Genomic DNA, 15,475 nt, shown 5'->3' on the forward strand with positions numbered 1-15,475 from the left:
AAATTCCCTCCTCTATTCTAATACTGCTGGAACACGGATTTGATTATCTTTGTGATCCGGTGCATTTTTTAATACTTCTTCTACTGGTAAACCTTTTTCTGGCACATCTTCACGCATAACATTTTTCATAGTTAATACATGAGTTGTTGGTTTTACATCAGTTGTATCTAATTCATTTAACTGTTCTGCAAATGTAACAATTGCATCTAGTTGTTTTTGAAATTTTTCTGCTTCTTGATCAGTAATTGCAAGACGTGCTAAATGTGCTACGTGCTTTACATTCTCAACGGAAATTCTTGACACGGCTAGGCCACCTCCATAATATATCGTTCAATCTACAATACTATTGATGATACCAAATTTTCAGTACTTCAAGCAAGTCAACACACGGCACTTACGGTATTTTTACATAAAAAAAGAAAGGCAAGTGCCTTTCTTTACAATTTACTCTTTATCTAACGATTTATTTTTCGGAAATCTTTCATTATCTTCCTCATTATCACGAATTGTTTTTTGTAATACAAAACAAGACATCGTTAAAAATAATGTTCCAATTAAATAGTACCCTTTTACACTAAGCGTTTCATCTAACGTGTAAATCCCAATTAGCATTCCTGAAAGCGCACAAACAAATGAAGTCCATGCTAAAAACGTGAACGCTTGCGTATTTCGTCTTCTCATCGTTCTCCCCCTCGTTAGCTGTACACCTATTATAGATAAATATATTTATCACAATGGGTTTTTATGTAAAATCACTTTTCTATTTATTAATCTATCACAAAAAATTTCTATTTTGAAGGTATTTTTCTTTCTAATCTGAAAAAACAGTTAAAAACATTGACATTTATTTCAATTCCACATAAAATAAAAAACAAATATTACGAACCTCGAAATATACGGGAGTGGAAATAATTGTTGCAATATGAACATTTTTTAGACTTACTGCTAGATAACGCCAAGAAACTTTTCTATCCTGAAGAATGGGTAAGCCTTGATTTAACACTTTCCAAGACAGAAGTATTTTGTTTACTTTGGATGGAGCGAAATACGGATATTACAATGACAAAAATCGCTGATCTTCTTGATATACCGATGAGTACAACAACGGGCGTTGTAAATCGCCTTGTAAAAAAGGGATATATTGAACGCTACCGGAATGAAAGCGATCGACGCATTGTATTAATTCGTTTAACAGAAAACGGCGTAATGCTCGTTCAAGAAGTAAAACAAAATGCGGCCCATTACTTTAGCCTAGTGACAGATGCATTGTCAGAAGAAGAAAAAGCATTCTTACTACAAATATTCCAAAAGATCATGAATCACATTGCTACGTCACAGCAAAAAACAGAAGAAAAGGTTTCTACACCTAAAATGAAAAACATTCCGATTGAATAAGACCCTAGTTGGGTTTTTATTCAATTAAATATTTCGACACTCGTAATATTCGATACTCGAAACAAAGGGGATAGAATAATGAGAATTATTTTGTATACAGGTAAAGGCGGCGTTGGAAAAACTAGCATTTCAGCAGCAACAGCAATCCAAAGTGCAAAACAAGGATTAAAAACATTAGTAATGAGCACAGATCCTGCTCATAGTTTAGGGGATTCATTTGGCATAAAACTATCTTCTGAGCCACTAGAAATTCGCGAAAACTTGTGGGCACAAGAAATTAACACTATTTATGAAATGGAAAAAAGCTGGGGGAAATTGCAGAAATATATTACACTACTCTTCACTTCCAAAGCAGCCGATGATATTACAACAGAAGAATTAACGATGTTCCCTGGTATGGAAGATTTAATTAGCTTACTTCGAGTACTCGATTACTATAAACACAACACTTACGACGTCATCATTATTGATTGCGCACCGACTGGAGAAACTTTAGCAATGCTTAGCTTTCCAGACATGCTCGGCTGGTGGATGGAAAAACTCTTTCCTATTAAAAGGAAGATTTTAAAAGTTGTTCGTCCTGTAGCTCAACCACTTCTTGGTGTCCCCCTTCCAACTGATGATATTATGGACGAATTAACGAATACGCTTGAACAACTTGGAGAAATGAGAGATATTTTATCAAACCGAGAAGTAACGAGTATTCGCGTTGTTGTAAATCCTGAAAAAATGGTCATTAAAGAAGCTCAGCGTAGTTTTACTTATTTAAACTTATACGATTATAACGTAGATGCCATTATGATTAACCGCGTCATCCCTAACACTGTTACCGACCCTTACTTTCAGGCATGGAAAGATACACAAAAGAAATATAAGGCGTTAATTAAAGATAGTTTTCAGCCACTTCCTATTTACGAAGCTCCCATGTTTGAACAAGAAGTTGTTGGTTTACCTATGTTAGAGCGTGTAGGAAATGCTTTATTCAAATCAGACCCTTCTCCTACTGAAGTGAAATTTAATGGCCGCACACAATATGTAAAAAAAGATGGCGATGAGTATATTTTCGTTCTGTCTATTCCCTTCTCAAACAAAAGTGAACTTTCATTAAATCAAAAAGGTGATGAACTTATTATTCGAGCCGGCTCTATGAAGCGAAATATCACCTTACCAAAAACATTAACACACCTTTCTATTCAAGGAGCTAAGTTTGAAGCTGATGTACTAAACATTCGGTTTGGAGGTGTAGTACATGCATGATGAATTACTAAGAAAGGTAATTCGTACAAAAATAAAAATCGGTATGCGTATATTAGAAGAGCTACCGAATCCGATTCAGCAATCAGCTAAGCACGCACTAAATATTTTGCAAGAGGAGCTCTCCTCTTATGCTGAAGAACAACCGCAACCTGAGAGTAATTTAAAAAGCATCATAATTGAATAACTATACCCTTGTAGAAAGCCTTTTCTTATAGGCTTTCTATCCCTTTATTGGAGCTGATATAAGTTGATAAACACATCTTCAACAAGACATTTCACCACTAATATAATCTGGCTAATCCCCCTTCTATTCTTTTTTCATAACCTTGAAGAAGCTTTCCAAATGCCACAATATATCGCTAATCGATTTTCGATCCATTTTATAACTAACAAACAATTTTTCATTGCAATTTCCATATTAACAACCTTCGTCTTACTCATAGTCATTCTATATCAATTAAGCATCATATCTTCTATTTATTTGATCATTTTTATACAGGGCTGTATCTTCTTTAACGCCGTTCAACATATTATCTTGTATTTCATTTATCGTTCTTATAATCCAGGAGTAATCTCAGCATCTATCATTATCCTATTTTCTCTTTTCTTATTTTCATCAAAGAAACTATTAATCCCTAAAAAGAAATTAGCAAGTACACTCATTTTTAGTTTAATCTCTTACCCAATCATAATTTGGATTTCCTTATTATTAGCCAGCTGCTTTAATTAAAAAAAGACCAGGAAAACTCCTGGTCCATCACTCTACTTAACAAACATTGGATTCTATGTTATACAAAATTAGAAGGTACAGAATTAGGGTTTTGTTTGTTAAGTAGATTATATGTTGAACGAGCTAACAGCGGAGGGGTTCCTACTGCTAGTCCGTTAAACTCAATATTATTTTGCGATTTTTGCAAGCTCATCAAGTGAAAGATCTACTGAAATTGAACCATCATTCGTTTCTTTCTTAATTGCATCTGTTACTTCTTTTGAATGATACAATTCAATTACTTTTTTCAGCGTTGGATCATCTTTGTCTTTCGTACGAGCTGCGAAAATATTAATATAGGCCTTTGCATTTTCATTCTTTGGATCTTCTAAGAAAATAGGATCCTTCGCTGGATCTAATCCAGCTTGACCAGCAACACCGTTATTAATAACTGAAGCCGCTACATCTTTTAATACACGAGGTGTTTGCTGTGCGATAACCGGTGTGATTTTTAACTTCTTCGGATTTTCAGCGATACCGCTTGGATCCCCAAATAGACCAAAATCTTTCTTAAGCTTTAATAATCCAGCTGCATCAAGAAGTTTTAATGCACGTGCTTGGTTCGTTGGATCATTCGGAATAGCAATTTCCGAACCATCTGGGATTTCATTTGCTTTCTTATATTTTTCAGAGTATAAGCCCATCGGTGCAATTTGCGTTGTACCAACAGCTGTAATATCTAACTTATGCTCCTTTTTAAATTGCTCTAAGAAAGCGATGTGCTGGAATGAGTTTAGTTCAATATCTCCATCAGCTAACGCTTTGTTGGGTGTTGTGTAATCAGAGAACTCAACCAGTTTAATTTTAATCCCTTCTTTTTCAGCTTTTTTCTTTAAAATTTCCCAAACGTCTCCATCTGTTCCAGTTACACCGACGCGAACTACTTTCTCTTTCGCTCCTGCACCTGTGTCTCCACCTGAGCAGCCGCTTAACGCTGTAATTCCTACGATCGCTGATAATGCAAATGCTAAAATTTTCTTCATTTTCTTTTCCCCTCTTCCTTTTTATGATCTGCGTAAAAAAACTTTCGCAAAGTAGTTCCCTAAATTTTGAGCTACCTGTACAAGAATAATAAGTAAAACGACCGTTACAAACATAACTGATGTATCAAAGCGTTGATAACCATATGTCATTGCTAAGTCACCAAGACCGCCACCACCGACAAGCCCAGCAACTGCAGAAAATTCAATTAAACCAACCGTCATAAACGTGACACCTAAGATCAATGGTGCTAAAGCTTCTGGTACGAGGATTTCAAAAACAATTCTAAGTGGTGAAGCGCCCATTGCTTGTGCTGCTTCAATTACCCCTTTCGGAACGGAAACAAGATTTGTTTCAACCATTCTAGCAATACCAATTGATGCAACTAACGTCATTGGGAAGATTGCTGCAGCCGTTCCAATCGTCGTTCCAATAACACTTCTTGTTAGTGGGCTTAAAGCTACTAAAAAGATAATGAATGGAACCGGACGAATTGTATTAATTATGATATTAAGAATAGAAAAGACCCATTTATTTTCTAAAAAATTTCCTTTTCTCGTTACATACAATAGTAAACCTAGAGGTATACCGAGAATTGTAGCGAATATAAGGGTTACAATTACCATTAAGAGGGTATCCCCCGTCGCATCTAATATGCGAGGCCAAAATATACTCCAATCAACTCGCATGAGCTTCTACCTCCTTCAGCTGCACTTGCAGTCTTAGATGTTGTAATGCTTTTTGAATTTCTTTCTGTTCACCTTGTAGCTCTACAAGAAGATTTCCAAATAGCACATTTTGGAGTTCAATAATATTTCCATAAAGAACATTTACATCGACGTTATAGTTTTTCGCAATATATGATAGTACAGGCTGCCCTGTCTCTTCCCCAGTAAAAGTCAGGCGATAAATCTGACCTCCGTTTTGAATTTTCGCTAGAACACTTTCTGGTAAGTGATCATTAATAACAGAGCGTACAAAATTTTGAGTGGTCTTTGTTTTTGGTTGTGTGAAAACGTCAAACAGTTTTCCTTCTTCAATTACTTTTCCTTTTTCCATAACGGCTACACGGTGACAAATCTCTTTCACAACGTGCATTTCATGTGTAATAAGTAGAATCGTTAAATTGTACTCTCTATTTACCTTCTTTAATAAATTTAAGATTTCTGTCGTTGTTTCCGGATCTAAAGCTGATGTTGCCTCATCACATATGAGAATATCCGGTGATGTCGCAAGTGCTCTTGCAATCCCAACACGCTGCTTTTGCCCACCTGATAACTGTTCTGGATAATAGTTCGCTTTATCTTCTAAACCAACAAATTTTAGTAGTTCATTCACTCTTTCTTTTATCTCATTCTTCGGCAATTTCGCTAACCTTAATGGATAAGCAATGTTCCCAAACACCGTTCTTGAATTAAATAGATTAAAACTTTGGAAAATCATCCCAATTCTTTGTCTTAGTTTCCGTAATTCTTTCGCCGATAATGATGTAATATCTTTATCATCTATTGAAATTGTTCCTGCAGTTGGTCTTTCTAACATATTTACTAAACGTAATAACGTACTCTTTCCAGCACCACTAAATCCGATAATGCCAAAAATTTCGCCCTTTTCAACTGACAGCGTTACATCCTCAACCGCATGAACAGATTGCCCACCTGATTCATATACTTTACTTACATTGTTAAAAGAAATCATTTTCTTCCCTCCTATATGCTGTAAAAACTTGAAGTAGAGCTTTCGAGGTAAAATAAAAAGTGCTCTCCTTCTTATCAGTAATAAAAGATAAGAAGGAGAGCACTTTTATATGTACTCATTCACATCTTCTCATCTTCCAAGCCTTTATAGGCTTGCTGGAGTTAGCACGGTATTAAAAAACCCGTTGCTGAGGTATCGTAGGGCCAGTCCCTCCACCTCTCTGGATAAGAGTGTATCGATTTAATTGTCGTTTAATTAAGTCTTATTATAGAACTCAGAATAATGAGAGTCAATACAATTTTTAGAAAAAACATTAACTATTTCTCTATTTAAATTTTTAAATAAGAAGTAACAATACAATAGTGATTTTTAAAGTTATGTAAAATCCTTCTCACTCATACTTTTAAAAAGGAGAATCTTCTCTACTCATTGAATAACATTATTTGAATATGAAATCGGAGGAAGATAGATATATGAAAACAGCTCTTTTGCTCGTCGACATTCAAAATGATTATTTTCCAAGCCGAATGATGGAATTACGTAATCCAGTAGAAGCAAGTGAATATGCTAGTCAGCTACTACAACATTTTAGAATAAGAAACGAACCTATTTTTCATATCCAACATGTAGCTATAAAAGATAGCGCTACTTTTTTCCTACCCAATACAGAAGGTGTCCATATTCACGAAAATGTCCGTCCACTTAGAGAGGAAACCGTTATCCTTAAACATTATCCAAATAGCTTCCGAGAAACTGATCTTCTAGAACAATTACAACGTTCAGGAATTGAGCACGTCGTAATATGCGGGATGATGACCCATATGTGTATTGATGCTACAGTAAGAGCTGCTTTTGATTTTGGCCTTCACTGTACCGTAATACACGATGCTTGTGCTACAAAAGATCTTTCATTTAAGAATGCTACTATACCAGCTGTTTATATTCATAATACAATTTTGGCGAGTTTAAATGGAGTATACGCAAATATAATGAGTACAGAAGAGTTTTTAGCGACCTAAAAAAAACACTCCTTTCAGTTAGCAAAGCCGAAAGGAGTGTTCTCTTGTCTAACCATAGATTTTCTTTCAAATTGTATTATACAGGAAATCCTCAAAATGAATACTAAAAAATATGACTAATAAGTCAATTTTTCTCGTTGTTTTGTTTCTATTTACATGTTTATCCCGATATTAATAGGGTTTAGCTAGTTCTAACCACCAAATAGTAATATATGGTAATACCTTCCGATTCAAATTAACTAACTCCTATTATAGAGAGTTTCTCAAAAAGAAGAGATCTTCACAGACTGTGAAGATCTCTTCTACTATTTCTTATAAAGTTTCAGAAGTAGTTTTTGCTTGCATGTGAAGTGCTAAGTAGTCAGGGCCACCAGCTTTAGAGTCTGTACCAGACATGTTAAAGCCACCGAATGGTTGGTAACCTACGATTGCACCAGTACATCCACGGTTGAAGTATAAGTTACCAACGTGGAAGTCTTCACGTGCTTTTTCAATATGGTCACGGTTGTTAGTAACAACTGCTCCTGTTAAACCGTATTCTGTATTGTTTGCAATTGCAAGTGCATGATCAAAGTCTTTTGCTTTACAGAATGCTACTACTGGTCCGAAGATTTCTTCTTTCATTAAGCGAGCATCTTCTGCAACGTCAGCAACGATTGTTGGTTGGATGAACCAGCCTTTAGAATCGTCTCCTTCGCCACCTGATACGATTTTACCTTCTTCTTTACCAATTGCAACATAGCTCATTACTTTATCGAATGCAGCTTGGTCATTAACAGGTCCCATGTTAATATCTTTTGCATCTGGGTTACCTACTGTTAATTCTTTTGTTAATTCAACAGCACGATTTAATACATGATCGTATACATCTTCATGGATTACTGCACGAGAACATGCAGAACATTTTTGTCCTGAGAATCCGAATGCTGATGCAACGATAGATTTAGCTGCTAATTCAAGATCTGCCTCTTTATCAACAACGATTGTATCTTTACCACCCATTTCAGCGATAACACGTTTTAACCAAATTTGTCCCGGGTTTACTTTTGCTGCACGTTCGTAAATACGAATACCTACATCGCGAGATCCAGTAAAGCTAACGAAACGTGTACGAGGGTGATCTACTAAGTAGTCACCAACTTCAGAGCCATTACCTGGAACGAAGTTTACTACGCCAGCTGGTAAACCAGCTTCTTCTAATACTTCCATAAATTTCGCTGCTACTACAGGAGTTGTACTAGCTGGTTTTAGTAATACTGTGTTACCAGAAACTACAGCAGCTGTTGTCATACCTGCCATAATTGCGAATGGGAAGTTCCAAGGAGAAATAATAACACCTACTCCTAATGGAATGTAAGAGAAACGATTATATTCAATTGGACGGCTTTCTACTGGAATACCGTCTTTTAATTTCAACATTTGACGAGCATAATATTCCATAAAGTCGATTGCTTCTGCTGTATCAGCATCTGCCTCATTCCATGGTTTACCTGCTTCTTTTACAAGAATAGCAGAGAACTCATGTTTTCTACGACGAACGATTGCTGCAGCACGGAATAAAATATCTGCACGCATTTCTGGTTTTGACTTTCTCCAAGTTTGGAATGTTGCATCCGCTACTTGCATTGCTTTTTCAGCTAATTCACGGCTTGCTTTTGAAACGCGACCAACAAGTTCCTCTTTATTTGCAGGGTTTACAGAAACAATTTTGTCTTCTGTAGTGATTTTTTCTCCCCCGATAATTAATGGATAGTCTTGTCCAAGATAAGATTCTACTTTCTTTAAACCCTCTTCAAACGCTAATTTGTTAGCCTCTACTGAAAAATCTGTAAATGGCTCATGTTTGTATGCTACTACCATCTTTTTAGCCTCCCCTTAGAAAAACGTTTACATTTTACAACATTATTCTACACGATAATTTAGATTTATTCAAATATTCCTAGACTTATATTTTAAAAATTAATAAATTTTTAAAATATAATAAAAAAAAGAGATTCATACATACGTATGAATCTACAAAATATGAGTATATTCCAAAACATTTTTCCCGATTAATAAAATAGTAACTAATAAAAATAAAGTCCTTACATATCCAACACCTTTTTGAACCGCAAACTTCGATCCAAAATAAGCACCTAAAATCATTGATAAGCCCATAATTATACCGTATTCAAAATGAATCACATCTAAAAATAAAAAAGTAATTAAAGATACGATATTACTAACGAAGTTCAAAAGTTTTCCAGATGCTGCCGCTTGAATAAAATCCAAACCAATTAATAAAAATGCAAAAATTAAAAAGGATCCTGTCCCTGGTCCAAAAAAACCATCATAAAACCCTATCATTAAAATAACAAAGAAAAATATTAATGTTTTCCCTTTTGTCATCTTTTTATAGGTAGATGCACTTCCCCAATCTTTTTTCGCAATAATATAAATGGCAATAAAAACCAACATTACGAGTACTAGTGGCCGCAAAATATCAGGCGGAATAAACTTTACTACTAAGGCCCCTGCGACTGCTCCAATAATAGTTAACGGGATTAACTTTCCTACAATCCGAAAATCCACCTTACCTGATCGAATAAAATAAATTGTACTCGTAAGCGTCCCCATCGTTGCAGCTAATTTATTCGTTGCAATTGCCGAAGCTGGTGATAAACCAACAAACATAAGTGCAGGAAGCGAAATTAACCCTCCCCCTCCAACAACTGAGTCAATAAAAGCAGCTAAAAATCCGAATGCAATTAATAAAATAATGACTTGAAAGCTTAGTTCTTCCATGAATTTGCCCCTTACCCCTTTATTTGTAACATTTAAAATTATAACAAAATTTTTCAAGAAAAAAAGCTGTTCCTTTATGGAACAGCTCTCATCTTTAATCTAAAATTTTCACAAACGGTTCATCTTGCTTCGCTTCACGTATAATAATTGCTTCTGGACGTTCTACAGATTTAATTGTTACTTGTACTTTCATATAATTCGGGAAGTATTCCATAACAAGTCCAGCTACATATTGTGTAAAACCAATTACTTCAGCTTTCCCATTGAATTGGACAGGAATATCGAGCTTCATTTCTCTTAATTCATCATCTCTATACATTCCAGTACCGATAACAGCTGTATAATCTCCTTGGAAATACTCACTTAATTTTGCTTTAAAGTTTGACACCCTCGCAAGATCTTCACGTTTATTATCCGATTTCGCTTGTTCAGACGGGAATAAATAGTATTTCTCATTGATTGGCTTCCAATCCTCAACCGTTTCACTGCCTTTTTCTACCTTAGCATAAGAAACAAAATTCCCTGGTACAAGCGAAGACTTCGGACCTTGACGATAAATCGCAAATGTAACCGGAATATTTTTTATTTCAGGCTTTTTTTGCTGCATTACTTTCAAGATTTCTTGGGCCATCCTTTTCCCTTCAGCTAACATTTTTACATCTGGAATTGCAGCCTCACGCGGATAACCATGCTCTTCCTCATAATATTGAACAGAATTCATCGCTAATCCAACTACAATGCCACCACGTTCAACATCGTTCTCACCTTTTCTTACATAATAATCATGCTCTAAAATATTTGAGATATACATTGGACTTTTTTTATTCTTTACTTCTAGCGATTCTGATCCTTCACTTAAGGCTGGATTCAACCCTACATTCGGAAATTTAACCGCATCTTTTTTCAACTTATCCTCTAGCTCTTTTTGTTCAGCATCTGTACGCTTTCTTTTCACAAGCATTTGAATCGTTTGTGTGTCTAAAACGTCTCCACCTTTAAAGAAATAATCTTTCGTGCTAAATGATTCTTTCGCAATGCGCATTAGTCCCGTTTCAAATTCATCTATATCTAGACGATTGTTCAAACTTTGTCCAACTAAACCACGTGCACGACCTGGATCAAATGGAACCGTTGTCTTATAATATTCATCCGAAATCGAGTATTTCGGGATAACAGCTTGCTCTTTCGCTTTCCCCGATTTCTCAACTGCTTTTTCATCTTTATTGGAACCCATACTACACCCACTTACAAGTAGGCTAAGACTTAATACCGCTAACGCTATTTTTTTCATCGTAAGTTTGCACCTCTTACTTATTCAGCTCTTGTAAGAACCTCTCTTCATTCCAAACTTCAACATTGTGCTTCTCTGCTTGCGCTAATTTCGAACCAGCAGCTTCACCAGCAACAACTAAATCCGTACTTTTACTAACACTTCCTGTTACTTTTCCACCCAATGCCTCAATATTCTTCTTTGCTTCACTGCGTCCCATAACTTCTAATTTCCCTGTTAAGACGACAGTTTTTCCTGCAAAGTACGATTCAACATTTTGTAAATCAGCAATTTTCATACCTTTGTATGCCATGTTCACGCCATACTCTTTAAATTGTTGTAATAGCTCTAATACGTCTTCATTATCGAAATACGTTACAACGGATTGAGCCATTTTTTCACCAATCTCGTTAATTGTTTTTAGTTCTTCTTCCGTCGCTTTCACAAGCTCATCCATCGTTTCGAAATGCTCAGCAAATGTACGTGCGGCTTTCGCACCGACGTGGCGAATACCAAGACCGAATAATAATCGCTCTAATGAGTTTTCCTTAGAATTCTCAATTGCTTGGACTAAATTTGTTGCTGATTTTTCACCGAAACGTTCTAGTTCTAATAATTGCTCTTTCGTCAATGAATATAAATCAGCAAACGTACGAATATAATCCGCATCAAAGAGTTGTGTAATTACACGTTCTCCAAGTCCATCAATATTCATTGCATTTCTTGAAACGAAATGGATTAATCCTTCACGAATTTGAGCTGGACAAGTCGGATTTATACATCGAAGTGCTACTTCTTCTTCTAAACGAACAAGTTCACTCTCACATGCTGGACAATGCGTTGGCATATGATATTCTTCTTCCTCACCAGTACGCTTATCAAAAATAACGTTCACAACTTCAGGAATAATATCTCCAGCCTTCTTCACAACAACGTAGTCACCAATTCGAATATCCTTTTCACGAATTAAATCTTCGTTATGTAAAGAAGCACGACGGACAATAGTTCCGGCTACTCGCACTGGCTCCAGCTCTGCAGTTGGTGTTACAACTCCTGTACGGCCGACACTTAATTCAATCCCTGTTAATCTCGTCACAACTTCTTCAGCTGGGAATTTATAAGCTATTGCCCATCTTGGACTCTTTGCTGTAGTTCCTAAGCTTTCTTGAATAGCAACATCGTCTACTTTTATAACAATTCCGTCAATCTCATAATCAAGATGCGGGCGTTTTTCTTGCCACTCTTCTACATAGGCTATTACGTCTTCAATTGTTTCACATGTACGACGATTTGGATTCGTCTTAAATCCAAGCTCACCTAAGAAATCCAGTGATTCACTGTGGGATGGAATTGTTTTTTCTTCTACATTAGCAAGACCATACACAAACATAGATAAGTTACGCTTCGCTGCAATTTTCGGATCAAGTTGGCGTATCGATCCTGCTGCCGCATTACGTGGATTCGCAAATACATCTTCACCATTTTGCTCTTTTTCCTCATTTAATTTAACGAATGAACGCTTCGGCATATAAGCCTCGCCTCGTGCTTCTAACGTTACTTCTTCATTTAAACGCAGCGGGATAGCTTTAATCGTTTTTAAGTTTTGGGTAATATCTTCACCCGTTATACCATCACCACGTGTTGCTCCTTGAATGAAGCGTCCTTTTTCATAATGAAGTGAAACAGCAAGTCCGTCAATTTTTAATTCGCATATATATCTTACATTCGCATCATCAATTCCCTGATGTACTCTTCGATCAAAATCACGCAAATCTCCTTCATTAAACGCGTTTCCTAAACTTAACATTGGTGATTTATGCGTTACCTTTTCAAATATATCAAGAACAGTCCCCCCAACGCGAATGGAGGGAGAGTCTTCACTCATAAACTCTGGGTTCTCTGCTTCTAATTTTATAAGCTCCTGCATATCACGGTCATATTCCGCATCAGAAACAGAAGGATTGTCTAATACGTGATATTGATAGTTAAATGTATTTAACAAATCACGCAGTTCTTCTATACGTTTTTTGGCTATCTCTTTTGACATATCCTCAGTCCTTTCCTATTGTTTCGTCACAGGTGCAAATTTTGCTAATAAACGTTTAATACCAATTGGGCTTGGGAACGCAATATCTAATTCTTTTGAATCTCCTTCACCCTTTACACTTACAACTGTACCGACTCCCCACTTCTGGTGAGCAGCTTTATCGCCTATTCCCCAGCCAATTTGCTCGCCACCTGTCGTCTTAACAGCCGGACGCGCGAAAGCTGAACGAGAACGTGTTGTAGTTGCGCTTGTCGTTCTTCCTTTTGCACCAAACGAAGTTTCACGCTTCGGTGTTGTTTCGTTTAATGGTTCTACTAATTCTGTCGGAATTTCTGTAATAAATCGAGATGCTGCATTCATACTTGTTCTACCAAATAAAGTACGCATTTGAGCATTGGATAAGTATAGCTCTTCTTCTGCACGAGTAATACCTACATAGGCAAGACGACGCTCTTCTTGCATTTCATCCTCTTCCATAAGAGAACGAGTATGCGGGAATATCCCTTCCTCTAAGCCAACAATAAAGACAACTGGGAACTCTAATCCTTTTGCTGAGTGCATCGTCATTAAAATAACTTCTTCACCAGCAGTTGGATCTTCATCTACACGATCAATATCCGCAACAAGAGCTAAGTCTGTTAAGAATGCAACAAGGCTCTTATCTTCGCTTTGGGATTCAAATGTTTGTGTAACAGATAAAAACTCGTCTAAGTTTTCTAAACGACCTTCTGCTTCTAAAGAACGCTCATTTTTCAACATATCGCGATAGCCTGTCTTCTCAATAACTTCTTCTACTAATTCTGTAACAGATAAATACTCTTGCATATTTACCCAGTTGTGTAATAAACTTGCGAATTCTTTTACTGCTTTTGTTATTTTTGCACTTACACCAACATGCTCAATCTCATCAAATACAGCAGTTAATGAGATTCCGTTTTGCACACCATAATTAATAATTTTATCGATAGAAGTCGCACCAATCCCGCGCTTTGGCATGTTTATAATACGTGCAAAACTAATCTCATCATCTGGATTCCCAATTAAACGTAAGTACGCCAAAATATCTTTAATCTCTTTACGGTCGTAGAACTTAGTACCTCCGACGATTTTGTAAGGGATATTAGATTTCAGGAAGATCTCCTCGACCATACGAGACTGGGCATTTGTACGATATAACACTGCAAAATCAGTATATTTTCGGTTCCCCATTTGAATATCATCACGAATTTTTTTCGCAACAAAATACGCTTCGTCCTTTTCAGTTGCAGCACGATAATACGAGATTTTGCTTCCAATTTGATTGTCTGTCCATAATTTCTTCGGTTTACGGTTTGAATTTTTTTCAATTACAGCATTAGCTGCATTTAAAATATTTTGTGATGAACGATAATTTTGTTCTAACAAGATAACTTGCGCATTCTCATAGTCTTTTTCGAATGACAAAATGTTAGAAATGTCAGCCCCGCGCCAGCGGTAAATAGACTGATCCGAATCACCAACAACACAAAGGTTTTTAAAACGTGATGCCAAATGTTTAACAAGAAGGTACTGAGCTTTGTTCGTATCTTGATACTCATCAACGTGAATATATTGGAATTTACGCTGATAAAACTCTAGTACTTCTGGAACACGTTCAAATAACTGAATCGTCGTCATAATTAAATCATCAAAGTCTAATGAGTTATTTTTCAAAAGACGTTTTTGATATTCTGTATATACATCGCTCGTTAATTTTTCATATGGATCAGCGGTTGTAATTTTTTTTGCATATTTATCTGCAGATAACAGTTCATTTTTCGCATTGCTAATACCCGCTAAAATAGAGCGCGGCTCAAACTTCTTCGGGTCAATATTGCGCTCCTTCATAATTTTTTTTACTACAGTTAACTGATCACCTGAATCTAAGATTGTAAAGTTACGATTAATACCAATGCGGTCAATATCACGTCGTAAAATACGTACGCACATAGAGTGGAACGTAGAAATCCAAATATCTTCTGCTTCTGGTCCAACAAGTTTATCAATACGCTCACGCATTTCACGAGCAGCTTTATTTGTAAAGGTAATTGCTAGTACATTCCATGGCGCCACACCTTTTTCACCAAGTAAATATGCAATACGGTGTGTTAACACACGTGTTTTCCCACTACCTGCGCCTGCCATTAATAGAAGTGCTCCATTTGTTGTTTGTACTGCTTTTTGTTGCTGCGGATTTAAACCATTTAATAACTTATCTGTCGTACTCATATGTGCCT

15 protein-coding genes and 1 riboswitch are annotated in these 15,475 nt (G+C 36.3%); of the genes, 5 read left to right on the forward strand and 10 right to left on the reverse strand.

What is annotated here, in order from left to right; translation table 11 throughout:
• Window positions 1-12: 12 nt before the first annotated feature.
• Window positions 13-303 (reverse strand): Asp-tRNA(Asn)/Glu-tRNA(Gln) amidotransferase subunit GatC, encoded by a 291-nt coding sequence (gene gatC, locus ABH955_RS21505; RefSeq protein WP_000086999.1) that lies wholly within the window; start codon window positions 301-303, stop codon window positions 13-15.
• Window positions 304-444: 141 nt separating this feature from the next.
• Window positions 445-681, reverse strand: a complete 237-nt coding sequence (locus tag ABH955_RS21510) for a YiaA/YiaB family inner membrane protein (protein ID WP_002029490.1) — start codon at window positions 679-681, stop codon at window positions 445-447.
• Between the two features lie 231 nt (window positions 682-912).
• Between ABH955_RS21510 and ABH955_RS21515 the strand changes: the two genes are divergently transcribed.
• The 4 genes from ABH955_RS21515 to ABH955_RS21530 all read left to right on the forward strand — a co-directional run bounded on the left by ABH955_RS21515 (window position 913) and on the right by ABH955_RS21530 (window position 3,382).
• The gene (locus ABH955_RS21515) at window positions 913-1,395 is read left to right on the forward strand and encodes a MarR family winged helix-turn-helix transcriptional regulator (RefSeq protein ID WP_000942491.1); all 483 of its coding nucleotides are present in this window, start codon (window positions 913-915) and stop codon (window positions 1,393-1,395) included.
• 75 nt (window positions 1,396-1,470) lie between these two features.
• Window positions 1,471-2,652, forward strand: coding sequence for an ArsA family ATPase (locus ABH955_RS21520; protein WP_404457666.1), 1,182 nt, complete (start codon window positions 1,471-1,473; stop codon window positions 2,650-2,652).
• On the forward strand, window positions 2,645-2,836 hold the full coding sequence (locus tag ABH955_RS21525) for a DUF3926 domain-containing protein (protein WP_002091335.1): 192 nt from the start codon (window positions 2,645-2,647) through the stop codon (window positions 2,834-2,836). The genes ABH955_RS21520 and ABH955_RS21525 overlap by 8 nt, the downstream gene beginning before the upstream one ends.
• Window positions 2,837-2,899: 63 nt before the next feature.
• Window positions 2,900-3,382: an HXXEE domain-containing protein gene (locus tag ABH955_RS21530; RefSeq protein WP_080001730.1), complete on the forward strand. Its 483-nt coding sequence runs from the start codon at window positions 2,900-2,902 to the stop codon at window positions 3,380-3,382.
• 167 nt (window positions 3,383-3,549) lie between these two features.
• Here ABH955_RS21530 and ABH955_RS21535 read toward each other — a convergent pair whose 3' ends face one another.
• From ABH955_RS21535 to ABH955_RS21545, 3 genes are read right to left on the reverse strand one after another with little or no spacing between them, the layout of a single operon-like run.
• Complete coding sequence (locus tag ABH955_RS21535; RefSeq protein WP_219300544.1) at window positions 3,550-4,404, reverse strand: MetQ/NlpA family ABC transporter substrate-binding protein; 855 nt, start codon at window positions 4,402-4,404, stop codon at window positions 3,550-3,552.
• Window positions 4,405-4,425: 21 nt separating this feature from the next.
• Window positions 4,426-5,091 carry a methionine ABC transporter permease gene (locus ABH955_RS21540; protein ID WP_002091343.1) on the reverse strand — a complete coding sequence of 222 codons (666 nt, stop codon included), beginning with the start codon at window positions 5,089-5,091 and terminating at the stop codon, window positions 4,426-4,428.
• On the reverse strand, window positions 5,081-6,100 hold the full coding sequence (locus ABH955_RS21545; protein ID WP_002029486.1) for a methionine ABC transporter ATP-binding protein: 1,020 nt from the start codon (window positions 6,098-6,100) through the stop codon (window positions 5,081-5,083). The genes ABH955_RS21540 and ABH955_RS21545 overlap by 11 nt, the downstream gene beginning before the upstream one ends.
• A 126-nt stretch (window positions 6,101-6,226) precedes the next feature.
• Window positions 6,227-6,331, reverse strand: a riboswitch (SAM riboswitch).
• Window positions 6,332-6,573: 242 nt separating this feature from the next.
• Between ABH955_RS21545 and ABH955_RS21550 the strand changes: the two genes are divergently transcribed.
• Window positions 6,574-7,119, forward strand: coding sequence for a cysteine hydrolase family protein (locus ABH955_RS21550; protein WP_404446966.1), 546 nt, complete (start codon window positions 6,574-6,576; stop codon window positions 7,117-7,119).
• A gap of 312 nt (window positions 7,120-7,431) precedes the next feature.
• On the opposite strand, the gene pruA is transcribed toward ABH955_RS21550, so the two are convergent.
• From pruA to pcrA, 5 genes are all read right to left on the reverse strand, one after another.
• Window positions 7,432-8,979, reverse strand: a complete 1,548-nt coding sequence (pruA, locus tag ABH955_RS21555; protein WP_002124887.1) for an L-glutamate gamma-semialdehyde dehydrogenase — start codon at window positions 8,977-8,979, stop codon at window positions 7,432-7,434.
• A gap of 153 nt (window positions 8,980-9,132) precedes the next feature.
• Window positions 9,133-9,903, reverse strand: coding sequence for a TSUP family transporter (locus tag ABH955_RS21560; protein WP_002010034.1), 771 nt, complete (start codon window positions 9,901-9,903; stop codon window positions 9,133-9,135).
• Between the two features lie 94 nt (window positions 9,904-9,997).
• Window positions 9,998-11,194 (reverse strand): CamS family sex pheromone protein, encoded by a 1,197-nt coding sequence (locus tag ABH955_RS21565; protein ID WP_404446973.1) that lies wholly within the window; start codon window positions 11,192-11,194, stop codon window positions 9,998-10,000.
• Window positions 11,195-11,210: 16 nt separating this feature from the next.
• Window positions 11,211-13,220: an NAD-dependent DNA ligase LigA gene (gene ligA, locus ABH955_RS21570; RefSeq protein WP_002124882.1), complete on the reverse strand. Its 2,010-nt coding sequence runs from the start codon at window positions 13,218-13,220 to the stop codon at window positions 11,211-11,213.
• A 15-nt stretch (window positions 13,221-13,235) separates the two neighbouring features.
• Entirely contained in the window at window positions 13,236-15,467 is a 2,232-nt protein-coding gene (pcrA, locus tag ABH955_RS21575) for a DNA helicase PcrA (RefSeq protein WP_404457534.1), read from the reverse strand.
• Window positions 15,468-15,475: the final 8 nt, after the last annotated feature.

The sequence above is a fragment of the Bacillus sp. RC240 genome (genome assembly GCF_044907945.1).
In the GTDB taxonomy this organism is placed as follows: Bacteria; Bacillota; Bacilli; order Bacillales; family Bacillaceae_G; genus Bacillus_A; species Bacillus_A mycoides.